Below are 25,630 nucleotides of genomic sequence, written 5' to 3' on the forward strand. Positions count from 1 at the left end.
ATTAATAATTTATCCGTAAATCTAAATCCGTATATAAGTGAGCGACTTGTTCTGCATAACCATTAAACATTAACGTTGGTTGTCTTGTGATGTCGAATAAACCACCAGATCCAATGACTCGTTCAGAGGCTTGCGACCAGCGAGGGTGATCCACATTAGGATTCACATTGGCATAAAAGCCATATTCATGGGGAGCAAGTTTTACCCAAGTTGTTAATGGGCGTTTTTCAGTGAGTGTAATTTTGACAATAGATTTGATGCTTTTAAAGCCATATTTCCACGGTACTACTAGACGAATAGGCGCTCCGCTTTGTGGTGCTAATGTCTTACCGTATAGCCCAACAGACATAAGCGTAAGTGGGTTCATTGCCTCTTGCATTGTAAGCCCTTCAATATAAGGATAATCAATATTCCCACCGAAGAAAGGATTTTTTTGCCCTGGCATTTGTTCAGGATCGTATAAAGTTTCAAAAACAACATATTTTGCCTTACTAGTAGGGGAAACGGATTTTAATAAAGATGCAAGTGGAAAACCAATCCATGGAATCACCATTGACCAAGCTTCAACACAGCGGAAACGGTAAATTCGTTCTTCCAGAGGAAATTTAGTTAATAAATCTTGATGATCTAAAATAAGTGGCTTTTCAACTTCCCCATTAATTTCTAATTGCCATGGAGTGCTTTTAAAATCTCTTGCGTAATATGCTGGAGAGCCTTTTTCCACGCCAAACTCATAGAAATTATTATAACCAATCACTTTATTTTCGGGGGTGAGAGAGAGGGTATTTTCAGATTGAGGCGAAAAAGATAATGCAGAACGAGAATCTTGTTTATCATTGGCAATACTGGTTTTCGGAAGTAGAGAGGCAATACTACTAGATCCTAACAAAGCAATTAATTGCCGACGTTTATGAAAAATATGTTCTGGGGTAACATTATGTTCAGTTAATTTCATATACTCTCCTTTATAATAAATCAAAGTAATTAATTAGTTAAAATTCTGACGACTATTTTTTAAAGAAGTTCTTAAGTAGTAGAAAATATTTGTCGATTGCTGTAATAGGTAATAGAAAGATAATGTATTGAGGACAAGAAAAACGCTATACTACCTATACTTTTATATACGCACTGAGGTGGATCTTGACCACAACAATTTCAGAAGTTTTTACATTGGAGCCACAAGATAATGCCCGTTTGCAATCACTTTGTGGCCCATTTGACGAACATATTTCATTAATTGAAAAGCAGTTTAATCTGATTATTTCTCGCCGTAATTTTACTTTCACTCTTGAATCAGCAGATGATGAAACTAAACCACATCATGCACAACTGTTGAAGAATATTGCAAAATTAATTCAACGTTTATATCTTGAAACGGCGATGGTAAAAGGCAAAGTGAATGAATTAGATTTAGAGCAGATTCATTTAGCGATTCAAGAAAGTCGTATGTTGTTGCAACAGGTTGATGATGTTGACGATGATGAGGCAAAAGTCTTTTCCACTACGATTAAAACTAAACGTGGCGTGATTAAACCACGAGGAAAAAATCAAATTCAATATTTACATAATATTTTACGGCACGATATTAGTTTTGGGATTGGTCCTGCTGGAACAGGAAAAACTTTTTTAGCAGTAGCAGCGGCTGTTGAAGCATTAGAAAAGCAACAAGTACGCCGTTTATTATTAACTCGTCCTGCGGTGGAAGCTGGGGAAAAATTGGGTTTTTTACCTGGTGATTTAGCCCAAAAAATCGATCCTTATTTACGTCCATTGTATGATGCTTTGTTTGAAATGTTGGGTTTTGAAAAGGTGCAAAAATTGATGGAGCGTAATGTGATTGAGATTGCACCATTAGCTTATATGCGTGGTCGTACACTAAATGATGCTTTTATTATTTTAGATGAAAGTCAAAATACCACGATTGAGCAGATGAAAATGTTCCTTACTCGGATTGGTTTCAATTCTAAAGCGGTCATTACAGGTGATATAACCCAAGTGGATTTACCTCGAGGGCAAAAATCAGGCTTACGTCATGCGATTGATGTATTGAGCGAAGTAGAAGAGTTAAGTTTTAACTATTTTAAAAGTGAAGATATTGTGCGTCATGCTGTGGTAGCGAAAGTGGTACAAGCCTATGAGAAATGGGAAGCAGCAGATGAAATTCGCCGTAAAGAAGCAGCAGAACAACGCCGTTTAGCAAAACTTGAGGAACAGAAAAATGACGCATAAACCAGATGTAATTGTTGATTTACAAATCGTTTCTGAAGAGCAAAACAATTTACCAACCTTAGAACAGTTTACTCATTGGGCAACGCAAGCAGTACGCCCTGAACAAGAGAATGTCGAGTTGACAATTAGGATCGTTGATGAAGCAGAGAGTCATCATCTTAATTTCACTTATCGTGGTAAAGATCGTCCAACGAATGTGTTATCGTTTCCTTTTGAAGTACCAGAGGGAATTGACCTGCCGTTATTAGGCGATCTGATTATTTGTCGTCAAGTGGTAGAACAAGAAGCGATAGAACAAGAGATTTCGTTAGAAGCCCATTATGCGCATTTAACGGTACACGGCTGTTTACATTTGCTTGGCTATGATCATATCGAAGATGATGAAGCAGAAGAGATGGAAAGCCTAGAAACAGAAATTATGCTTGGTATGGGATATGCTGATCCCTATTTAAGCGAGAAAATTTAAGTTAGGTAATGTTGGAACAGCAAATAGATTTTTCTCGTCAGGTGATAATTCTTGCTGGGCGTATTACTTGGCGAGAACAACAGTTACAACAGATTGCGCAACATTATCCAACGCAGTCAATCCTTTACTGTGGTGTGAAGCCACCAACTGTTTGTTCAGAGCAATTTACTTTTTTTTCGTTACAAAATAGCCGTAATGTTTTAGGACAAGAGTTTTCGGTAGCGATTTTTGATGCGTGTCAGCAAGAGAATTTAGCCTTTCATTTAGATACCTTAGCCATTATTGCGGCGACCTTAAGAGCAGGTGGTTGTTTATTTATTTTATTACCAACATGGCATAACTTACCTTATCGAGTGGATATAGATTCACTACGTTGGAATAGTATTAATGAAGCCACTACGACGCCGAATTTTCTTGATTGGCTAGTGAGTCGGATTACACATTATCAATTACCGATTTATCAAGAACCCGCAACGGAAATTATTTTTCCTGATGTGAATACCGACAAATGGGGTATGCCAACTGCTGCAATCAATGCACAGCAACAACAACTACAATGCTTGCTACAATCTGATGCCGATATTTATCTCTTAATTGCGGGGCGTGGACGTGGTAAATCGGCATTGGCGGGGCAATTTATCAAAAAATTAGCTAAAAAAGTATTAGTAACCGCTGCGAATCAACAAGCAATCAAAACCTTGCAGCAATTTGCTGCACCAAATAAAGTTGATTTTCTTGCTCCTGATCTTTTATTAGCAAAACTGATTCAACAGGAAATTGATGAGGATTATGCTTGGTTGATTGTTGATGAAGCCGCAATGCTACCATTAGCGATTCTGCAGCAATTTTGTGGCGCTTTCCCTAAAGTGTTATTAACGACGACCAGTGAGGGGTATGAGGGAACGGGGAAAGGCTTTTTATTAAAGCTAGAAAAATCTTTATCAAAAACAGTTGCTTATTTGGATTTAACCCTACCATTGCGTTGGCAAGCTGGCGATTTATTGGAGCAATGGGTAAATGATCTTGCTTTATTACAACCTAAAGATGTTATTTTTCCTTATCAAGCACAAGCGAGTTATTCTTTGTATTCAACACAACACATTTCTGCTACGCATAAACTAAATCGGCTCTATCAATTATTATCATTAGCACATTATCGCACTTCATTAAGCGATTTTCGCCGTTTGTTAGATGGGCAAAACCAACAGTTTGTATGGTATGAAGTTGATCAGCAGCCAATCGGTATTGTATGGGGACTAAAAGAAGGAAATATTCAAGACACATCTTTAGTACAAGGGATTCGTCAAGGCTATCGCCGTCCAAAAGGGAATTTAGTTGCACAAGCACTTTGTTTTCAATTAAATGATGAGCGAGCAGCGAAATTACGGTCATTACGGATTTCACGGATTGCAGTATTGCCAGAATGGCAGCAACAGGGAGTAGGCTCACAATTAATTCAACAGTTGATTCAGCAATGTTCAGGAGAGTTTGATTTTCTATCAGTCAGTTTTGGCTATAGTGCAGAGTTATTTGCATTTTGGTTACGCAATGGTTTCCAGCTAGTGGGGGTTAGTGCAGGAACGGAAGCGAGCAGTGGTAATTATAGTGTGATGATGATTTATCCATTATCAGTACAAGGGGAGCAATTTTTCCAACCAGCTAAAATTCTTTTTCAGCGTAATTTTATGTTAAGTGAGCATTCATTAGTTACAGCACTAAGTAAACAGTTGAGATTCGATAAACCTGATTGGCAATTAACAGCGTGGGATTGGCAAGCAATAGCAGATTTTATTGATCATCAGCGTACATTGACGGTAGCGTATCCAACCTTAAAACGGTTTTTTTATCATTATCCTAATGAAGCATTAACTGCACAGCTCGCATTATTGCTTCAGCCTTTTTATCCTCAAAAGAAACAACAGTTGTTATTATTTAAACAGCAGCTGTTAACTTTTTTACAAAAAATCAATAAAAAAATTTAGTGTTAAAGAAGCGTTAAAATCTAGAGGATAAAATTAACTTGTTAGTTTATTTTAAAATTTAATGCTAAAAAAAATTATTTATTGCAGCTTTTAATTTTTGTTTTGATTGTTAATAAAGCAAAATAAATTCTTTTTTAGCATAAAATTCTGTTGACTTGCTTAAGGCTTTTCGGCAGAATCAAAAGCGTTTTTGATTTGCAAGGTTTTAACTACATGATTCGTTTAATTTCTTTATCTCTGAGTCTTCTCCTCACAAATAAATAATTTGTGCGGTAGGTCGTGGATAAAGAAAAGTTAATCAAAGCAAACACACACATTAGCCCGCACATAAGCGGGCTTTTTTTTAACTATTTTATTGTTAGGTGGTATATGAGTAATCGTGTAATTATTTTTGATACAACATTAAGAGATGGTGAACAAGCATTAAGAGCGAGTTTAACCGTTAAAGAAAAATTACAGATTGCATTTGCATTGGAACGTTTAGGCGTTGATGTTATGGAAGTGGGATTTCCTGTGTCTTCTGAGGGGGATTTCAAATCTGTTCAAACGATTGCTAAAGCAATCAAAAATAGCCGTGTTTGTGCGTTATCGAGAGCAGTTGCTAAAGATATTGATGCTGCATATGAAGCATTAAAAGTTGCTGAGGCTTATCGAATCCATACTTTTATTGCAACGTCTGCATTACACGTTGAAGCGAAATTAAAACGTTCATTTGATGATGTAGTTGAGATGGCGGTTGCTGCGGTGAAACGAGCAAGAGGTTATACCGATGATGTCGAATTTTCCTGTGAAGATGCAGGGCGTACAGGTGTGGATAATATTTGTCGTATTGTTGAAGCAGCAATCAATGCGGGTGCAACCACGATTAACATTCCAGATACTGTTGGTTACACATTACCAACCCAATTCGGCAGTATTATTGAAAATGTGATGAATCGTGTACCAAATATTGATAAAGCAATTATTTCAGTACATTGCCATAATGATTTAGGTATGGCGACGGCAAACTCATTAACCGCTGTGCAATATGGGGCAAGACAAATTGAATGTACTATCAATGGTATTGGTGAGCGTGCGGGAAATACGGCATTAGAAGAAGTGGTAATGGCAATTCATACACGTAAAGATTTAATGAATGTAACGACTGATATTAATACACAAGAAATTTATCGTGTGAGCCAAATGGTGAGTCAACTTTGTAATATGCCGATTCAACCGAATAAAGCGATTGTGGGATCGAATGCATTTGCCCATTCTTCAGGTATTCACCAAGATGGTGTGTTAAAAAATGCCAATACTTATGAAATTTTGTCGCCAGAAAGTATTGGTTTGAAAAAAGAAAAATTAAATCTTACTGCTCGCTCTGGTCGGGCAGCGGTGAAAAATCATATGGCAGATATGGGCTATACTGAACAAGATTATGATTTAGATAAATTATACGAAGCGTTCTTGAAATTAGCTGATAAAAAAGGGCAAGTGTTTGATTATGATTTAGAAGCATTAGCCTTTATCGATATGCAGCAAGGCGATGAAGATCGTTTAACCTTAACGAAAATTTCGGCACACTCTGTGAGTGATTTCCCAGCGACTTCCTTTGTCGAATTAATGTTAGATGGTCAAAAATTAAGTACCGTTTCTGCAGGGGGTAATGGACCAGTTGATGCGACATATAATGCGATTTTATCGTTAACTGGCATGGATATTACCATGTTACATTACAATTTAGCTGCAAAAGGTGAGGGAGCGGAAGCGCTTGGACAAGTCGATATTGTGGTGGAATATCAAGGTCGTAAATTCCATGGTGTGGGATTAGCGACGGATATTATCGAATCTTCTGCTTTAGCATTGATTCATGCAATTAATGCAATTTATCGTTCACAAAAAGTTTCAGAAATGAAAAAACATACGGAGAAACACTAATGCAAACTCACAATATTGCCGTATTGGCAGGAGATGGAATCGGGCCAGAAGTGATGGCTGAAGCGTTAAAAGTTTTAAGCGCAGTAGAAAAAAAATTTAACTTTAAACTTAATTATCAACATTATGAGGTTGGTGGCGCAGGAATTGATAATCATGGTAAGGCATTACCAGATGTTACTTTACAAGGCTGTGAAGCAGCAGAAGCCATTCTGTTTGGATCAGTTGGCGGACCAAAATGGGAGCACTTACCCGCACATGAACAACCTGAGAGAGGGGCATTATTGCCATTACGCAAACATTTTGCTCTGTTCTGTAATCTTCGCCCTGCAACGCTATACAAAGGTTTAGAAAAGTTCTGCCCATTACGCTCAGACATTGCTGCAAAAGGGTTTGATATTGTTGTTGTACGTGAATTAACAGGTGGTATCTATTTTGGGCAACCAAAAGGGCGTGATGGCGAGGGTTCAATGGAGAGAGCTTATGACACGGAAGTCTATCATCGCTATGAAATTGAACGTATTGCACGTATTGCGTTTGAAGCGGCACGTAAACGCCGCAAAAAAGTAACCTCTGTTGATAAAGCAAATGTGTTAATGAGTTCGATCTTATGGCGTGAAATCGTCATGGAGGTAGCGAAAGAATATCCCGATATTACGCTTGAACATATCTATATTGACAATGCAACGATGCAATTAATCAAACAGCCTGAACATTATGATGTTTTGCTTTGCTCCAATATCTTTGGTGATATTATTTCTGATGAATGTGCGATGATTACGGGATCAATGGGTATGTTGCCATCAGCCAGTATGAATGAGAAAGGCTTTGGCTTATATGAACCAGCAGGTGGATCAGCTCCTGATATTGCTGGCAAAGGCATTGCAAATCCGATTGCGCAAATTCTTTCTGCGGCAATGATGTTGCGTTATAGCTTCCAGTTAGAAGCGGCGGCACAAGCGATCGAAACAGCGGTACAACAAGTATTAGCAGAGGGGTATCGTACGGCAGATTTAGCGGATCAATCTGTCCCAGTTTCTACTTCTGAAATGGGTGATTTAATTGCTGCTCGTATTTAATTGGCAGCAAATGATGAAATAAAAAAATAAACGAGTGATTATTATGGGCAAAACATTATACGAAAAATTATTTGACGCTCATGTTGTGTATGAAGCGGCAGGTGAAACACCAATTCTGTATATTAATCGTCATTTAATGCACGAAGTAACCTCACCACAAGCCTTTGATGGCTTGCGTGTTGCAGGACGTAAAGTGCGTCAACCAAGTAAAACATTTGCAACAATGGATCATAGTATTTCAACGCAAAGTCGTGATCCAGCTGCTTGTGGGGAACAGGCAAGAATCCAAGTATTAGAGTTAGATAAAAATTGTCATGCGAACAATATTTCGCTTTATGATCTTACTAACAAAAAACAGGGAATTGTGCATGTTATGGGACCCGAACAAGGTTTAACCTTACCTGGAATGACGATTGTTTGTGGTGATTCACATACCGCAACACATGGTGCTTTTGGGGCATTAGCTTTTGGGATTGGTACATCTGAAGTTGAACACGTTTTAGCGACACAAACCTTGAAACAAGCTCGAGCTAAAAAAATGAAAATTGAGGTGCGGGGAAAAGTGGCTGAGGGGATTACCGCTAAAGATATTATTTTAGCCATTATTGGTAAAACCACTATGGCAGGTGGTACAGGTCATGTAGTTGAATTCTGTGGGCAGGCGATTGAAGATCTTTCTATGGAAGGGCGAATGACAGTGTGTAATATGGCGATTGAAATGGGCGCCAAAGCAGGATTAGTTGCCCCTGATCAAACTACATTTGATTATTTAAAAGATCGTCCATATGCACCAAAAGGTGAAGAGTGGGATAAAGCCGTTGCATATTGGAAAACGTTGAAGAGTGATCCTGATGCGGAATTTGATACGGTAGTAGTGTTAGATGCAAAAGATATTGCGCCACAGGTTACTTGGGGAACTAATCCAGGACAAGTGATTGCGGTGGATCAAACTGTACCAACGGTGGATCAAATTACTGATCCGATTGAAAAACAGTCTGCACAAAAAGCCCTTGCGTATATGGGATTAAATGGTGGTGAATATTTGACCGATATTAACGTGGATAAAGTGTTTATCGGTTCTTGTACTAACTCTCGCATTGAAGATTTACGTGCAGCTGCCGCCGTAGCGAAAGGACGTAAAGTTGCAGCTGGTGTACAGGCATTAGTTGTACCAGGATCTGGGCTAGTTAAAGAACAAGCTGAAAAAGAAGGTTTGGATAAAATTTTTATTGAAGCAGGCTTTGAATGGCGTTTACCTGGCTGTTCAATGTGTTTAGCCATGAATGATGATCGTCTTGGTGAATGGGAACGTTGTGCATCAACCAGTAACCGTAACTTTGAAAGTCGTCAAGGTCGAAATGGTCGTACCCATTTGGTTAGCCCCGCAATGGCAGCAGCAGCGGCTGTTTTTGGTAAATTTACCGATATTCGCACAGTAGAATTATTAGGAGCATAATATGGCAGGATTTAAACAACACCGAGGTTTAGTGATTCCATTAGATATGGCAAATGTTGATACTGATGCGATTATTCCAAAACAATTTTTACAAGCAGTAACTCGAGTGGGATTTGGTAAACACCTTTTTCATGAATGGCGTTATCTCGATCCAGAGGGTACACAAGTGAATCCAAAATTTGTGTTAAATTTTCCACAATATCAAGGAGCAACGATTTTATTGGCGCGGGAAAATTTAGGTTGTGGCTCATCAAGAGAGCATGCGCCTTGGGCATTAGCTGATTATGGGATTAAAGTGATGATCGCACCAAGCTTTGCGGATATTTTTTATAGTAATAGTTTGAATAATCATCTGTTACCTGTAAAGTTAACGGAACAAGAAGTCGATGAGATTTTTACTTGGGTAAGCGCGAATGAGGGTAAGCCGATTGATGTGGATTTGGAGCAACAAACCGTTCAAGTGGGCGATAAAACTTACCATTTTACGCTTGATCCATTCCGCCGTTATTGTTTGTTGAATGGTTTAGATAATATTGGTTTAACCTTACAGCATGAAGATGCGATTGCGGAATATGAGAAAAATATTCCGAGTTTTTTACGGTAATAGATGTGAAAAAGGAGATCCGTCAGATCTCCTTTTTACTGTCATTATTTTGTATATATCATTATTTCTTTTCTGCGTGTTTTGCTAACCATTTTTGCATAAATTCAATTTCAGCTTGTTGTGCTTTAATGATGTCTTGAGCTAATTGGCGTAGTTCAGGATCTTTACCATATTTTAGTTCTACTTCTGCCATTGCAACGGCACCTTGATGGTGTGGTAACATACCTGCTGCAAAGGCGACATCTGGATCTTGGTGTTCAATGCCTTTCATCATTGCATCATGCATTTCAGTCATTGATTGCATATAAGCTTCAGTTACTGGGTTTTGCTGATGTTGCTGATGATGGTGATGTAGCGTTTCTGCAGCGACTGTTGTTGATAAGATCGCTAGCCCAAGAGTTAATAGTACTTTTTTCATTCTCATCTCCTTTGTTAAATGTGAAAAAACGTTCATTAGAATAAAGCTTCCCCTAAGGGAAAGCAAAATACCTAAAAAACGTTAATTACGTTTACCAAAAATCGCAGTCCCAATTCTTACCATAGTTGAGCCAGACTCAATAGCGCTTGGCATATCATCGGACATTCCCATAGAAAGCGTATCAATTGGTAATTGTGGGTAACGCTGTTGTAGTTGTTGGAATAAGGTTGCCATTTGTGCAAAAGCCTTTTTTTGTTGTGCAGGATCTGTTGTTGGCGCAGGAATTGCCATTAAACCGCGTAATTGAATATTGGGTAACTGAACAATTTGTGCAGCAAGTTCAAAAAGTTGCTCTGGTTGAATCCCTGATTTTGAATTTTCATCACTAATATTAATTTGAATCAGAATTTGTAGTGGTACTAAATGAGATGGACGTTGTTGGCTTAACCGTTCGGCGATTTTAAAACGATCAATCGTTTGCACCCAATCAAAATGTTCGGCGACAAGACGAGTTTTATTGGATTGTAGCGGACCGATTAAATGCCAAGTAATATCCTTAATATTCTGTTGTTGGGCTTGTTGAATTTTCTCAACACCTTCTTGCACATAATTTTCACCAAATTGGTATTGACCTGCATGATAGGCGGCAAGAATGTCAGAAAAAGGCTTGGTTTTACTAACAGCTAATAAGGAAACCGTACGGGGAGTTTGATATTGATTAATTTGTTGTTGAATGTTGTGTAAGTTTTGTTCAATAGACATTATCTAATTCTCTATAAAAAGCAAAAAACATCTTATTATAGAAAAAATTAACGAATAGTAATAAATTTATTTGACAAGCAGAGTGAATTTAGGTACTTATTAGAACCATTGAATTAACAAGGTATTTTCTTCTGTGTAGTAACCCATGGCAGTAATGAATATGACGATTACCCGCATTATGATGACCATTATTATTAGTGGGGCGGGTTAGCACACAGAATTTAGTGTTTATAGAACCCGCACCTAACAAAGTGCGGGTTTTTTTATGGTTTCAATTTGAATTTTTAAAATACAACAAGATAGAGGACAACATCATGCGAGTATTAAAATTTGGTGGTACTTCACTAGCAAATCCACAACGTTTTTCACAAGCTGGGGAATTAATTTTGCAGGCGCATCGAAAGGATCAAGCAGCAGGTGTGCTATCTGCACCAGCAAAAATCACTAACTATTTAGTGGCGTTAGTGGATAAAACAAATAAAGGTGAAGATAAGCAGAAAGATTTTCAAGAAGCGAAACAAATATTTGAAACAATCTTAGTGGGATTAAAACAACAAAACGCAAAATTTGACGATGTAAAATTAAGAAATACTGTCCAACAAGAATTTGCACAAATCGAACAAACTTTATCACTTTTCTCTCCGCAAACACCATGTCCTGACAATATCAATGCTTCCATTATTTCGCGTGGCGAAAAACTATCGATTGCTATTATGGCAGGTTGGGTTGAAGCTCAAGGCTATCAAGTTCACGTGATTGATCCTGTTAAACAATTATTAGCGCATGGTGAATATTTAGAGTCTTCAGTAGATATTGAAGAGTCGACAAAACGCATTAATGCGCCAGCTATTGCAAAACAAAGTGTTGTCTTAATGGCTGGTTTTACGGCTGGTAACGATAAAGGCGAATTAATGGTATTGGGGCGTAATGGTTCTGACTATTCTGCAGCGGTATTAGCGGCGTGTTTGCGTGCTGATTGTTGTGAAATTTGGACTGATGTTGATGGGGTTTATACTTGTGATCCGCGTTTAGTGCCAGATGCGCGTTTATTGGAGACTATGTCTTATCAGGAGGCAATGGAACTTTCTTATTTTGGCGCGAAAGTGATTCACCCTCGTACTATTGCCCCGATTGCGCAATTTAATATTCCTTGCTTAATTAAAAATACAGGCAATCCAAGTGCACCTGGAACATTGATTGATGGCAATGTACATTCCGAAACGTTACAGGTGAAAGGGATTACTAATTTAAATGATGTGGCGATGTTTAATGTATCAGGACCAGGTATGCAGGGTATGGTGGGTATGGCTGCACGTGTGTTTGATACAATGTCAAAAGCAGGTATTTCAGTCATTTTAATTACCCAATCTTCATCAGAATATAGTATTAGTTTCTGTGTACCACAAAAATCAGCTAATAAAGCAAAAAGTGCATTAAAACGCGCTTTTGCAACTGAATTAGCATCGGGAGCATTAGATGAAATCGAAATTTTAGATAATCTTGCAATCATCTCGGTAGTGGGTGATGGTATGCGTAAAAGTCGTGGTATTGCGGCTAAATTCTTTACTGCATTGGCACAAGCGAATGTCAATATTGTTGCGATTGCGCAAGGATCATCAGAACGTTCTATTTCTACTGTTGTGCCATTAAATAAAGCGATTGAAGGTGTTAAAGCAACCCACCGTGCATTATTTAATAGCCAACAATCACTCCGCGTTTTTCTGATTGGCGCAGGGGGAGTAGGAAGTGAATTGCTCGATCAAATTGCTCACCAACAACAATTTTTAGCTGAAAAAAATATCGCTATTCGTGTTTGCGGAATTGCAAATTCTAAGAAAGTTTTACTTAATGTTGAAGGAGTGGATTTAACAAATTGGCGTGCAGATCTGGCGAATGCAACAGAAAATTTCTCTGTTCGTCGTATTATTGAAGCTGTACAAGATCAACATGTATTAAATCCAATTTTGGTTGATTGTACATCTAATCAAGAGATTGCCGATAGTTATCTCCATTTCTTAAATGCAGGTTTCCACGTTGTTACACCAAATAAAAAAGCAAATACGTCAAGCCTAGCGTACTATCATCAGTTGCGTGCAGCAGCATTAGCCAATCAACGTCTGTTTTTATATGACACTAATGTTGGCGCAGGTTTACCTGTTATCGAAAATTTACAAAATTTATTGGCGGCAGGTGATGAAGTTGAAGTATTTGATGGGATTTTATCGGGTTCATTATCTTTTATTTTTGGTGAATTAGAACAAGGTAAATCGTTATCTGAAGTAACTCGCTTAGCAAAAGAGAAAGGATTTACGGAGCCCGATCCTCGTGATGATCTGTCAGGACAAGATGTTGCCCGTAAATTATTAATTTTAGCACGTGAAGCAGGATTAGAATTAGAGTTAAGCGATATTGAAGTGGAGGGTGTGTTGCCAAAAGATTTTGCGAAAGGAAAATCGACCGCTGAGTTTATGGCAATGTTACCTGAATTAGATGCGGAATTTGCGCAACGTGTGCAAGCGGCACAAGCTGAAGGGAAAGTGCTGCGCTATGTTGGTGAAATTAGACAAGGTAAGTGTCGCGTAGCAATTAAAGCAGTTGATGCCGAAGATCCATTATATAAAGTGAAAAATGGCGAGAATGCACTTGCATTTTATACTCGTTATTATTCTCCAATTCCATTATTATTACGCGGTTATGGTGCGGGTAATGATGTTACTGCAGCGGGCATCTTTGCCGATATTTTGCGCACATTACGCCGCTAATGAAAAAGAGGGAAATTATGTTACGAATTTATGCGCCTGCTTCTAGTGCAAATATTAGTGTCGGGTTTGATACACTGGGAGCAGCAATTTCACCAGTTGATGGTTCATTATTAGGAGATGTGATTCAAATTGAAGATTGTGCTACACAATTTGAATTTGAAGCGGTTGGCTATTTTGTGCGTAAATTACCCAAAGAACCACAAAAAAATATTGTTTATCAAGCTTATGTCTTATTTAGTGAGCGTCTAAAATTGCGTAATAAACAGGTAAAACCATTATGCTTAACATTAGAAAAAAATATGCCAATCGGTTCTGGATTAGGATCGAGTGCTTGTTCCATTGTGGCGGCATTAGTTGCACTGAATCAATTCCATCAAGAACCTTTCTCTGATATGGAATTATTGGAAATGATGGGTGAGTTAGAGGGGCGTATTTCAGGCTCAATTCATTATGATAATGTTGCGCCGTGCTATATGGGGGGCGTGCAATTTATGGTGCAATCGTTAGGATCAATTTGTCAACGTTTGCCATTTTTTGATCATTGGTATTGGGTATTAGCCTATCCAGGGATTGAAGTTTCGACTGCAGAAGCAAGAGCAATTCTACCGAAAAGTTATACTCGCCAAGATGTGATTTCGCATGGACGCTATCTCGGTGGTTTTGTACATGCTTGTCATACACAGCAAGAGAATTTAGCAGCAATTATGATGAAAGATGTGATTGCTGAACCTTACCGCCAACAATTATTGCCAAATTTTGCAGAAGTGAAACAAGCGGCACAAGATCTTGGTGCATTAGCAACAGGGATTTCTGGTTCTGGTCCGACGATGTTCTCCATTGCGCCAGATCTTATGGTAGCAACAAAAGTGGCGGATTATTTAGAGAAACACTATTTACAAAATAACGAAGGTTTTGTGCATATCTGTAAAGTAGATAATCAAGGCGCAAGACAACTGGGTTAATTGAAATAAAAGGTAACACAATGAATTTATATAATATTAAATATCCAGAAGAACAGGTGAATTTTGCTCAAGCAGTTCGTCAAGGTTTAGGTAAGGATCAAGGGCTATTCTTTCCTGAGAAATTACCTTATTTTGCTAATGTTGAAGAATTACTTGCATTACCACTGGTAGAGCGTAGTCAACGTATTTTATCGGCGATTATTGGTGATGAAATTCCAGCGGAAAAACTTGCGCAGATGGTGGCTAATGCCTTTACTTTCCCTGCACCTGTTGCGAAAGTTGAAGAGAATATTTATGCTTTAGAATTGTTTCATGGTCCAACTTTGGCATTTAAAGACTTTGGTGGACGTTTTATGGCACAAGCATTAGCTGCAGTGCGTAAAGATGGCAAAATTACCATTTTAACGGCGACCTCAGGGGATACTGGTGCGGCAGTTGCTCACGCATTTTATGGCTTAGAAAATATTGATGTTGTCATTTTATATCCAAAAGGCAAAATTAGTGTTTTACAAGAAAAATTATTCTGTACCTTAGGTGGCAATATTCGTACGATTGCGATCGAGGGCGATTTTGATGCTTGCCAAGCCTTAGTTAAACAAGCCTTTGATGATCAAGAACTCCGTGAAGCGATTGGTTTAAACTCGGCAAACTCCATTAATATTAGCCGTTTATTAGCACAAATTTGCTATTATTTTGAAGCAGTTGCTCAATTACCAGCAGAAAAAAGAGAGAATTTAGTGGTATCTGTGCCGAGCGGTAATTTTGGGAATTTAACGGCGGGGTTAATTGCTAAGGCGATTGGCTTACCAATTAAACGTTTTATCGCCTCAACTAATGCGAATGATACCGTACCTCGTTATTTACGTTCACATCAATGGGATCCGTACCCAACCGTTGCCACACTATCTAATGCAATGGACGTTAGCCGACCAAATAACTGGCCTCGAGTCGAAGAATTATTCCGCCGTCAGCAATGGTCATTAAACGAATTACATTCTGATAGTGTTACTGACGCAGAAACGGAAGAAACTTTACAAGCAATGTATGCAAAAGGTTATGTTTGCGAGCCACATGGGGCGATCGCTTACCGTGTGTTGAAAAATGATTTAAGCGAGGGCGAAACAGGGGTATTTCTCTGTACGGCACACCCAGCAAAATTTAAAGAGAGTGTTGAGCGTATTTTAGATATTGAGGTGCCATTACCAGAAGCATTAGCGAAACATAATGCATTACCTTTATTATCTACTACAATGCCAGCTGATTTTGCAGTGTTGAGAAATTATCTGTTATCTGCAGTGAAATAATCAAGAAACGTTAAAAACGAAAACCCTCTTACTGATAACAATCGGTCAAGAGGGTTATTTTTTATGATAATAAGCCATTTTAGATTCTTGCAAAAATTTTTTAGAAGTAGATCAAAATTCTAATAATCTCTTTTTTTGTTCTTTTGACTTTCCTAACGTGTAGATTTATATTAACAAATAGTTAACATTAAGGATAACTACTAACATAAATTTACTTCATACTCTAGCAACAAATTAACGTAAGGATTTATCATATGGCTAATTTCTTAGGTGATTATCAAAAACACGTTGAACAAAGACAGGCAGAAGGCGTTTTTCCATTACCATTAGATGCGGAACAAACTGCGCAATTAATAGAACTTTTAAAAGCCCCTTCTCAAGACAATCCAGATTATCTTTTAACTCTTTTTGAAATTCGTATCCCAGCAGGTGTTGATGAAGCAGCTTATGTTAAGGCTTCTTTTTTATCTGCATTAGTAGCTGGCGATGTTACATCACCATTAATTAGCCAAGAACGTGCAGTAGAATTATTGGGAACGATGCAAGGTGGTTACAATATTGAACCTTTAGTGAAAGCGCTTGATAACGATAAACTTGCCCCTTTAGCAGTAAAAGCGTTATCTCATACTTTATTAATGTTTGATAGTTTCCATGATGTTGCAGAAAGAGCAACTGCGGGTAATCCATTTGCTAAACAAGTATTGCAATCTTGGGCAGATGCCGAATGGTTCTTATCTCGTCCTAAATTAGCAGACAAAATTACCGTAACAGTGTTTAAAGTAACGGGTGAAACCAATACTGATGACCTTTCTCCTGCACAAGATGCGTGGTCTCGTCCTGATATTCCATTACATGCAAAAGCAATGCTAAAAAATAGCCGTGATGGTATTACACCTGATAAAGAGGGGGAAGTTGGTCCAATTAGTCAAATTAACCAATTAAAAGAAAAAGGTTTTCCTTTAGCGTATGTTGGTGATGTGGTGGGTACGGGATCTTCTCGTAAATCGGCAACTAACTCTGTGTTATGGCACATGGGTGAAGATATTCCATTTATTCCGAATAAACGTGCTGGTGGTGTGGTATTGGGTGGAAAAATTGCCCCAATTTTCTTTAATACCTTAGAAGATGCTGGTGCATTACCGATTGAGGTTGATGTAACTGCATTAAATATGGGTGATGTGATTGATATTTATCCATATGAAGGCAAAATTTGTCGTCATGATAGTGATGAAGTGTTAGCGACCTTTAGTTTAAAAACTAAAGTATTACTTGATGAGGTACGTGCTGGTGGACGTATTCCATTGATCATCGGTCGTGGCTTAACCCATAAAGCAAGACAAGCGTTAGGTTTAGGTGAAAGCGATGTCTTTGTTAAACCACAATCAGTCGCAGCAAGTAATAAAGGCTTTACCTTAGCACAAAAATTAGTCGGTCGTGCTTGTGGCGTTGAAGGAATTCGTCCAGGACAATATTGCGAACCGCGTATGACATCGGTTGGTTCACAAGATACAACAGGGCCAATGACACGTGATGAGTTGAAAGATCTTGCTTGTTTAGGATTCTCTGCGGATTTAGTGATGCAATCTTTCTGTCATACTGCCGCCTATCCAAAACCAGTTGATGTGACCACACACCATACCTTACCTGATTTTATTATGAATCGTGGCGGGGTATCGTTACGTCCTGGTGATGGTATTATTCACTCTTGGTTAAACCGTATGTTATTACCTGATACCGTAGGAACTGGTGGCGATTCACATACTCGCTTCCCAATCGGTATTTCATTCCCAGCAGGTTCAGGATTAGTCGCATTTGCTGCTGCAACGGGTGTAATGCCATTAGATATGCCTGAATCAGTGTTAGTACGTTTTACAGGCACAATGCAACCAGGTATTACATTGCGTGATTTAGTCCATGCTATTCCATATTATGCAATTCAACAGGGGTTACTCACTGTTGAGAAAAAAGGGAAGAAAAATATTTTCTCAGGTCGTATTTTAGAGATTGAAGGTTTAGAAAATCTTAAAATTGAACAAGCGTTTGAGTTGTCAGATGCTTCAGCAGAACGTTCTGCGGCAGCTTGTACAATTAAATTAAATAAAGAACCGATTATCGAATATCTCAATTCTAATATTACTTTATTAAAATGGATGATTGCCGAAGGTTATGGTGATGCTCGTACCTTAGAGCGCCGCATTAAAAATATGCAGGCTTGGTTGGCTGATCCACAATTATTAGAAGCAGATCCAGATGCAGAATATGCGGCAGTGATTGAAATCAATATGGACGAAATTAAAGAGCCAATTCTTTGTGCGCCAAATGATCCAGATGATGCACGTAAATTATCTGAAGTACAAGGCGATAAGATTGATGAAGTCTTTATTGGTTCTTGTATGACCAATATTGGACACTTCCGTGCAGCGGGTAAATTGCTCAATAAATTTGCTGATGTGATTCCAACTCGGTTATGGATTGCACCACCAACGAAAATGGACGCTGCATTATTAACCGAAGAGGGTTATTACAGTATTTTTGGTAAGAGTGGTGCGAGAACAGAAATGCCAGGTTGTTCACTTTGTATGGGTAACCAAGCACGAGTTGCGCCGAAATCAACTGTTGTTTCTACCTCGACTCGTAATTTCCCGAATCGTTTAGGTCAAGGTGCGAATGTTTATCTCGCTTCGGCAGAATTAGCAGCTGTGGCAGCATTATTGGGTAAACTGCCAACACCAGAAGAATATTTAAGCTATGCAGCGGATTTACAACAAGATAAAGACGATACTTATCGTTATATGAATTTTGATAAAATTAATAGTTATGTGAAGAAAGCTGAGGAAGTGATCTTCCAAACACAAGTTTAATTGATCATATTGTTGTATTTCTTATTTATCTCGTTAAAAACGCAACCCCATCATTAGTATGATGGGGTTACTATTACAGGTATCTTTTCTGGTAAATTTAGATAGTAATATCCCGCTTTTCTTTTTTCGATATGAAGTTATTTTTTAGGCAAGATAATTGCAGGCTCTTTGCTTGGACGATAGAGAACTAAAATATGCCCGATACGTTGTACAGCATAAGCACCTGTTTCACGTACGATTGCGGCAGTAACTAATTCTTTATCTTCACGTTCTACACCAGAAATTTTCACTTTAATTAATTCGTGGTGGCTAAGCGCATTATCAATTTCAGCAATAACACCTTCAGTTAGCCCATTCCCACCTAATAACACAACAGGATTTAGATGATGAGCTAAACCTTTTAGATATTGCTTTTGTTTTGTTGAAAGAGTAAGTGCCATATTGATCCTTATAAATCATAAATCTGTAAAACATACGATTGTAAACAGTTATGAACAAAATAGAAAGGAATTCAGTAAAAATGACAGAATCTATATCTCGTTTAAGTGTAATTCGTGATAATTTTCTTACCTATTACTGTATTCGTTTAATTTATATTACTTTGCCTTGAAATTTAGATAATAATCATCATATAGTATCGGTATTTTTTGATAGCAATGTAATTAGTTTTAGATTTGAGTAGTTATGGGTAAGAAAAAACGTTCAGCTAGTTCGACTCGCTGGCTCAACGAACATTTCAAAGATAAATTTGTTCAACAGGCTCATAAGCAAAAATTGCGTTCACGAGCCTATTTTAAATTAGATGAAATCCAAAAAACGGATAAATTATTTAAGCCAAATATGACCGTGGTCGATCTTGGTGCTGCCCCTGGAGGGTGGTCGCAATATGTTGTAACTCAAATTGGACAAAAAGGTCGGGTTATTGCTTGTGATATTTTAGATATGGATCCTATTGTTGGGGTTGATTTTTTACAAGGCGATTTTCGTGAAGAAAAGGTCTTACATACATTGCTAGATAAGATTGGTGAGAATAAAGTTGATGTGGTGATGTCTGATATGGCACCTAATTTTAGTGGTATGCCTTCGGTGGATATTCCACGTGCAATGTATCTTGTCGAGTTAGCTTTAGATATGTGTAAGCAAGTTCTTGCTACACAAGGTAGTTTTGTGGTGAAAGTGTTTCAAGGAGAGGGCTTTGATGAATATCTACGAGAAATTCGCTCATTATTTAAGAATGTAAAAGTACGCAAACCAGAGGCTTCAAGAGATCGCTCACGGGAAGTCTATATTGTTGCAACTGGTTATAAACATTAACCACAAAGAAAACCATTTTTTAATCAAACAAATATAAACGGGGATTTACCTTGAAAAATAATAATATGCTTAAAAATATCATGCTTTGGAGTGTCGTAGCCGTTGTGCTTATGACCGTTTTCCAAGGTTTTTCTGGTAGTTCGAGAGACTCGATCGATTACTCTACATTTATTACGGATATTGGTAATAATCAAATTTCAGAAACTGTATTTGATGGTAATGAGATTACTGTTACAAAGAAAAATGGCGATAAATATCAAACCGTTATGCCATTATATGATGATAAAGTGTTAGATGATTTATTAAAGAAAGATGTTAAGGTAGCGGGTACGCCTCCAGAAAGACGAGGGTTATTGGCGCAAATCTTAATTTCATGGTTCCCAATGTTGCTGTTAATTGGGGTGTGGATCTTCTTTATGCGTCAAATGCAAGGTGGCGGTGGCGGTGCTTTGAAGTTTGGTAAAAGCCGTGCCAGAATGATGACTCAAGAACAAATTAAAACAACCTTTGCCGATGTGGCAGGGTGTGATGAAGCGAAAGAAGAAGTCGGCGAGATTGTTGATTTCTTACGTGATCCAAGCAAATTCCAAAAATTAGGCGGAAAAATTCCAAAAGGGATTTTAATGGTTGGTCCTCCAGGAACAGGTAAAACCTTGTTAGCAAAAGCTATTGCTGGTGAGGCAAAAGTACCATTCTTTACCATTTCAGGATCTGACTTTGTTGAAATGTTTGTTGGTGTCGGGGCTTCTCGTGTTCGTGATATGTTTGAACAAGCGAAAAAAGCTGCGCCTTGTTTGATTTTTATTGATGAAATTGATGCGGTTGGTCGCCAACGTGGTGCAGGTTTAGGCGGTGGTCATGATGAGCGTGAACAAACGTTAAACCAAATGTTAGTTGAAATGGACGGCTTTGAGGGGAATGAAGGGGTTATTGTGATTGCAGCAACTAACCGCCCAGATGTCCTTGATCCAGCGTTAACTCGCCCAGGTCGTTTTGACCGTCAAGTTGTTGTTGGTTTGCCTGATGTACGTGGGCGTGAGCAAATTTTGCAAGTACATATGCGTAAAATTCCATTGGCTGGCGATGTTGATGCGATGACGATTGCGCGTGGTACGCCAGGTTATTCAGGTGCAGACCTCGCAAACTTAGTCAATGAAGCTGCGTTATTTGCTGCTCGTACTAATAAACGATTGGTTACTATGATCGAATTTGAAAAAGCGAAAGATAAGATCAATATGGGACCTGAGCGTCGTACCATGATGATGACGGATAAGCAAAAAGAATCAACCGCTTATCATGAAGCAGGACACGCTATTGTTGGGTATCTCGTACCAGAACATGATCCTGTGCATAAAGTAACAATTATTCCTCGTGGTAGAGCATTAGGGGTAACTTTCTTCTTACCTGAGGGCGATCAAATTAGTATTAGCCAAAAACAATTAGAAAGTAAACTTTCTACGTTATATGCGGGACGTATTGCAGAGGCATTAATTTACGGTGATGAGAATGTGTCGACTGGGGCGTCAAATGACATTCAGGTTGCAACGAATATTGCACGTAAAATGGTTACTGAATGGGGCTTCTCCAGTAAGTTAGGTCCGATTCTCTATGCAGAGAATGAGGGCGAAGTGTTCTTAGGACGTTCTATGGCGAAAGCAAAACATATGTCAGATGAAACTGCGCATACGATTGATGAAGAAGTACGTGATATTGTGTCGCGTAACTACCAACGAGCTCATCAGTTACTGCTGGAAAATATGGATATTTTACACGCAATGAAAGATGCACTAGTCAAATATGAAACGATTGATGAGCCACAAATTAAACAATTAATGGAGCGTCAAGAGGTTACACCTCCAGCAGGTTGGGTAGAAAAAGAAAAGCCAATGGAGAAACCAGAACAACAAGATAAGGCTGAAGAGTCAGTTTCTGAAGCCAAAAAGGATAGTGATACACCAGAAATTTAATGTAAAAATAGTAGAAAAAAGGGCTTTGGATAGCCCTTTTTTATTGGACTTAATTTATAAGTTGATTAATTAGGGATATTTTAATTTATTGTAAAATATTAAAAGGGCTATGCTTGAATATGCTTTAAAAAAGAGTGAAATAAGAAAGTGTCATTTATGTAGAAAAATGCTAGTTAACGTTAAAAAGATTTCTTTCAAAAAGAAAGAAATCTTTTAATCTGTTTCTTAATGATGAATGATTTATTCTTCTTCAGAGATACTATTATTCACATCTTCTTCTTGTACAGTAGAAGCATTGGCTTGATGGTTGTGGTGAGAAATAGCTCTCGCAGGAACAACTGTAGAAATAGCGTGTTTATATACCATTTGGCTAACAGTGTTTTTAAGGAGAATGACAAATTGATCAAAAGACTCAATTTGTCCTTGTAATTTAATACCATTTACGAGGTAAATTGAAACAGGAATACGTTCACGACGAAGTGCATTTAAATAAGGATCTTGTAATGATTGTCCTTTTGCCATTTTCTTTTCCTTTTTTGATTAAGATGCTAATAATTATGCAAAAAAATCTTAGTTTTAGATGCTGTGATGTAATTAAACTAAGGTACTATCTACCCGATAGTGAGTAACAATATAACAATAATATTTTGTTATGTCATCACTGAAATGAAAAGATTATCTACTAAGATTTAAATTCCATTATTTTTTCAAGAATGGTGAATTTCGCTTGTTCAATATTTAAACTATCTAGCCAAATAATTGGTGATTTCCAACCTCTTAACCAAGTAATTTGCCGTTTTGCTAATTGCCTTGTTGCACAAATACCGCGATAAACCATTTCGTCATAATCATATTTATGCTGTAAAAATTCCCACATTTGTCGATAGCCAACACAACGAATAGAAGGCAGATCTAAATGCAGATCACTCCGTTGATATAGTTTTTCGACTTCTTGCTGGAATCCCTGATCTAACATTTGTAGAAAACGTTCTTCAATACGTTGGTGTAATACGCTTCTATCCTGAGGAGCAATAGCAAATTGTAATAACTGATACGGAAGCGGTTCACCTTTCTGTTCAGTGAGTTCAGTTAATGATTTTCCTGTTAGATAGTAAACCTCTAATGCTCGGTTGATGCGTTGTGGATCATTAGGGTGAATTCTTGCGGCTGATATTGGATCCACTTTAGCTAATTCTTGATGTAATGCCTGCCAACCGAATTGTTCTGCTTTTGCTTCAATGTTAGCTCGGACTTCTGGGTTGGCTTGTGGTAAAGGCGATAATCCTTCCAATAAAGCTTTGTAATAGAGCATTGTTCCGCCGACCAAAAGTGGAATTTTGCCTTGAGATCTAATCTCTTGCATCGCCTGTAGCGCGTCTAAACGAAAATCCGCTGCCGAATAACTTTCAACTGGATCTCTAATATCAATTAATCGGTGAGGGGTTTCAGCCAATTCTTTAGGCGTAGGTTTTGCCGTACCAATATCCATACCTCGATAGATCAATGCAGAGTCAACACTAATAATTTCACATGGTAGTATTTTACTCAGTTGAATAGCCAGCCCTGTTTTACCAGAAGCTGTTGGTCCCATAAGAAAAATAGCGAGAGGCTTTTTAGTCATCATTATCAATGCTCAGTTAAATAAGGGGTTAAATCAATTTCGATGCATGCTTCTAAAATAGTATTATTTGTAGTGCGTTGCTCAAGATCTTGTAAGACGTTGATTGCATCAGCTAGGACAGTAATAGGCTCAACAAGGATTTCCTCAAATAACATTTGGAGAAAAGTCGTGTTGTTGGGAATCGTCGCATTAAGTAATTTAATGGTTAACTGTTGTAGATTTTGGTGGCGTAATAATGTGGCAATATGAGTAATCGTAATTCTTTCTGCATATTGTTGAATCGTAAAGCCTGCTTGGGCAAAGTAGAGTTTATATTGCTCATAATTTGCTAATTGTTGCTTATCTAATTGAAAGCTCACTGGAATTAATAAAGCCTGACAAAACTTATTTGGATCTTGTAATTGATGAAAATATGCAATTTTTTGTAGTTTTCTTGTTGCTAGTAGATAGAGTCTATCTTGTTGTTGTAAGCATAATAAGCCTTGTGGTAAAAACGATAGTACTTTTAGCTGAGATTGTGTTGTTATGCTATCCGTGGCAACTGTAGATTTTACAATATCTTGTGTTGAGATAGGTGAGGATATTTCTTGATGAGATATTGTAGATTGTTCAGTGGTAGCTTGATGTGCAGATTGCAGCAAATGATGATATTGTTGATACGCTTGTTTATTTGTTTTTGTTAAATAGCGTTCTGCGGAATAATTAAAAATATTTTTACCAGCAGCAGAACGATTTTGTGGCATGGCATTAAAGTTTTGCTGTGGTGATTCATACTGGGCTTGAGGTTCAGCTACTTGTTCTTGTGTGTTGATTGTTGTTGGTTGATCATTATGTTCATTGGCAAATAGGTGTTGTGTTTGTGAGAGAGCGTTAATAACACCTTGCAAAATAAAATCATGTACAAGGCGGGATTGATGAAAACGCACTTCATGTTTAGTTGGGTGAACATTCACATCGACCAGAGTAGGATCAATTTCCAAAAATAATACAAATGCAGGAAATTGATCGGTAGAGAGATAATCAGCATAAGCTTGGCGTAAAGCGTGCAGAATGACTTTATCTTTCATCATTCGACCATTGACGTAGCTGAAGTTAAAATCATTTTGTGTTCGATAAAATTGCGGTGCGGCTACCCAGCCATGGAGATGCATGTCCTCATATTGCCAATCAATACGCAATGCGTACTCGGTAAATTCATTGCCACAAATTGCCGATAAGCGTTTTAATTGAGCGTTGGTATCTATTGCTGGTTTATATTGGTGAATTAATTTTCCATTATGCGTGAGGATAAAGTGAATCGTAGGTTTGGCTAGGGCAATACGTTTTACCACTTCATCAATATGAGCAAATTCTGTTTTATCACTGCGTAAAAATTTACGACGTGCAGGGGTATTAAAAAAGAGATTAGCAACTTCTACGGTGGTACCTACTGGGTGTGAAGCAGGAAGAATTGTTGCTTCCATCTCTTGTCCTTGCGCATATACCTGCCACGCTTCGGTTTGCTCTGCTGTTCGTGAGGTTAACGTTAAGCGAGAAACAGAACTAATACTTGCTAAAGCCTCACCACGGAAACCTAGGCTAAGGATATTTTCCAGATCATCTAGCGTTGCAATTTTGCTGGTAGCATGGCGCATTAAGGAAAGTTGTAACTCTTCTTTTGGGATACCAATGCCATTATCACGAATACGAATTAACCCACTACCACTTTGTTCAATATCAATTTGGATTTTATTTGCCCCAGCATCTAAACTATTTTCAATCAACTCTTTCACAACGGAAGCAGGGCGTTCAACCACTTCCCCAGCGGCAATTTGATTGGCAAGTAGTGGTGGCAAAATTTGAATTGGCATAATTATTTCTCTTTTAAACGTATTTTTTGTCCAACTAACAAATGATCTGGGTTTAACGTTGGATTAAGTTTTAGCA

Annotated in this window: 20 protein-coding genes; 13 read left to right on the forward strand and 7 right to left on the reverse strand. The window is 38.0% G+C overall.

The features are described 5' to 3' along the window. Position 1 precedes the first annotated feature (1 nt). A complete protein-coding gene (msrP, locus tag ACFFHK_RS08145; protein ID WP_382371345.1) occupies positions 2–955 on the reverse strand; it encodes a protein-methionine-sulfoxide reductase catalytic subunit MsrP in 954 nt (317 codons plus the stop codon). A 185-nt stretch (positions 956–1,140) separates the two neighbouring features. Here msrP and ACFFHK_RS08150 point away from each other — a divergent pair, with 185 nt between their 5' ends. From ACFFHK_RS08150 to leuD, 7 genes are all read left to right on the forward strand, one after another. Beyond that, complete coding sequence (locus tag ACFFHK_RS08150; RefSeq protein ID WP_382371347.1) at positions 1,141–2,229, forward strand: PhoH family protein; 1,089 nt, start codon at positions 1,141–1,143, stop codon at positions 2,227–2,229. Then, positions 2,219–2,695, forward strand: a complete 477-nt coding sequence (gene ybeY, locus ACFFHK_RS08155; RefSeq protein ID WP_382371349.1) for an rRNA maturation RNase YbeY — start codon at positions 2,219–2,221, stop codon at positions 2,693–2,695. The genes ACFFHK_RS08150 and ybeY overlap by 11 nt, the downstream gene beginning before the upstream one ends. Positions 2,696–2,703: 8 nt before the next feature. After that, positions 2,704–4,677, forward strand: a complete 1,974-nt coding sequence (locus tag ACFFHK_RS08160; RefSeq protein ID WP_382371351.1) for a GNAT family N-acetyltransferase — start codon at positions 2,704–2,706, stop codon at positions 4,675–4,677. A gap of 369 nt (positions 4,678–5,046) precedes the next feature. Further along, positions 5,047–6,597, forward strand: coding sequence for a 2-isopropylmalate synthase (gene leuA / locus ACFFHK_RS08165; protein WP_382371353.1), 1,551 nt, complete (start codon positions 5,047–5,049; stop codon positions 6,595–6,597). Further along, complete coding sequence (gene leuB / locus ACFFHK_RS08170; protein WP_382371355.1) at positions 6,597–7,673, forward strand: 3-isopropylmalate dehydrogenase; 1,077 nt, start codon at positions 6,597–6,599, stop codon at positions 7,671–7,673. The genes leuA and leuB overlap by 1 nt, the downstream gene beginning before the upstream one ends. A gap of 43 nt (positions 7,674–7,716) precedes the next feature. After that, positions 7,717–9,129, forward strand: a complete 1,413-nt coding sequence (leuC, locus tag ACFFHK_RS08175) for a 3-isopropylmalate dehydratase large subunit (RefSeq protein WP_382371357.1) — start codon at positions 7,717–7,719, stop codon at positions 9,127–9,129. 1 nt (position 9,130) lies between these two features. Next, entirely contained in the window at positions 9,131–9,733 is a 603-nt protein-coding gene (gene leuD / locus ACFFHK_RS08180) for a 3-isopropylmalate dehydratase small subunit (RefSeq protein WP_382371359.1), read from the forward strand. Positions 9,734–9,794: 61 nt separating this feature from the next. On the opposite strand, the gene copM is transcribed toward leuD, so the two are convergent. Together copM and ACFFHK_RS08190 are read right to left on the reverse strand one after the other, a co-directional pair. After that, positions 9,795–10,151, reverse strand: coding sequence for a CopM family metallochaperone (copM, locus tag ACFFHK_RS08185; RefSeq protein WP_382371361.1), 357 nt, complete (start codon positions 10,149–10,151; stop codon positions 9,795–9,797). Positions 10,152–10,232: 81 nt separating this feature from the next. Further along, positions 10,233–10,913, reverse strand: a complete 681-nt coding sequence (locus tag ACFFHK_RS08190; protein ID WP_382371363.1) for a YggS family pyridoxal phosphate-dependent enzyme — start codon at positions 10,911–10,913, stop codon at positions 10,233–10,235. 314 nt (positions 10,914–11,227) lie between these two features. On the opposite strand from ACFFHK_RS08190, the gene thrA reads away from it, so the two are divergent. From thrA to acnB, 4 genes are all read left to right on the forward strand, one after another. Next, positions 11,228–13,675, forward strand: a complete 2,448-nt coding sequence (thrA, locus tag ACFFHK_RS08195) for a bifunctional aspartate kinase/homoserine dehydrogenase I (protein ID WP_382371365.1) — start codon at positions 11,228–11,230, stop codon at positions 13,673–13,675. A 17-nt stretch (positions 13,676–13,692) separates the two neighbouring features. Further along, the gene (thrB, locus tag ACFFHK_RS08200) at positions 13,693–14,637 is read left to right on the forward strand and encodes a homoserine kinase (RefSeq protein ID WP_382371367.1); all 945 of its coding nucleotides are present in this window, start codon (positions 13,693–13,695) and stop codon (positions 14,635–14,637) included. 20 nt (positions 14,638–14,657) lie between these two features. Beyond that, a complete protein-coding gene (gene thrC, locus ACFFHK_RS08205; protein ID WP_382371369.1) occupies positions 14,658–15,941 on the forward strand; it encodes a threonine synthase in 1,284 nt (427 codons plus the stop codon). 254 nt (positions 15,942–16,195) lie between these two features. Beyond that, on the forward strand, positions 16,196–18,802 hold the full coding sequence (gene acnB, locus ACFFHK_RS08210) for a bifunctional aconitate hydratase 2/2-methylisocitrate dehydratase (RefSeq protein WP_382371370.1): 2,607 nt from the start codon (positions 16,196–16,198) through the stop codon (positions 18,800–18,802). 137 nt (positions 18,803–18,939) lie between these two features. Here the strand turns inward: acnB and yhbY are convergent, their stop codons facing one another. Beyond that, positions 18,940–19,242: a ribosome assembly RNA-binding protein YhbY gene (yhbY, locus tag ACFFHK_RS08215; RefSeq protein WP_382371371.1), complete on the reverse strand. Its 303-nt coding sequence runs from the start codon at positions 19,240–19,242 to the stop codon at positions 18,940–18,942. Positions 19,243–19,486: 244 nt separating this feature from the next. Between yhbY and rlmE the strand changes: the two genes are divergently transcribed. Both rlmE and ftsH read left to right on the forward strand, forming a co-directional pair. After that, positions 19,487–20,116 carry a 23S rRNA (uridine(2552)-2'-O)-methyltransferase RlmE gene (gene rlmE, locus ACFFHK_RS08220; RefSeq protein WP_382371373.1) on the forward strand — a complete coding sequence of 210 codons (630 nt, stop codon included), beginning with the start codon at positions 19,487–19,489 and terminating at the stop codon, positions 20,114–20,116. Between the two features lie 65 nt (positions 20,117–20,181). Continuing rightward, positions 20,182–22,083, forward strand: coding sequence for an ATP-dependent zinc metalloprotease FtsH (ftsH, locus tag ACFFHK_RS08225; protein ID WP_382371375.1), 1,902 nt, complete (start codon positions 20,182–20,184; stop codon positions 22,081–22,083). Positions 22,084–22,323: 240 nt separating this feature from the next. Here ftsH and hfq read toward each other — a convergent pair whose 3' ends face one another. The 3 genes from hfq to mutL all read right to left on the reverse strand — a co-directional run bounded on the left by hfq (position 22,324) and on the right by mutL (position 25,554). Beyond that, on the reverse strand, positions 22,324–22,605 hold the full coding sequence (gene hfq, locus ACFFHK_RS08230; RefSeq protein ID WP_382371377.1) for an RNA chaperone Hfq: 282 nt from the start codon (positions 22,603–22,605) through the stop codon (positions 22,324–22,326). A gap of 160 nt (positions 22,606–22,765) precedes the next feature. Next, complete coding sequence (gene miaA / locus ACFFHK_RS08235; protein ID WP_382371694.1) at positions 22,766–23,704, reverse strand: tRNA (adenosine(37)-N6)-dimethylallyltransferase MiaA; 939 nt, start codon at positions 23,702–23,704, stop codon at positions 22,766–22,768. 5 nt (positions 23,705–23,709) lie between these two features. After that, a complete protein-coding gene (gene mutL / locus ACFFHK_RS08240) occupies positions 23,710–25,554 on the reverse strand; it encodes a DNA mismatch repair endonuclease MutL (RefSeq protein ID WP_382371379.1) in 1,845 nt (614 codons plus the stop codon). Positions 25,555–25,630 lie beyond the last annotated feature (76 nt).

It is taken from the genome of Gallibacterium trehalosifermentans, from assembly GCF_042433055.1.
In the GTDB taxonomy this organism is placed as follows: domain Bacteria; phylum Pseudomonadota; class Gammaproteobacteria; order Enterobacterales; family Pasteurellaceae; genus Gallibacterium; species Gallibacterium trehalosifermentans.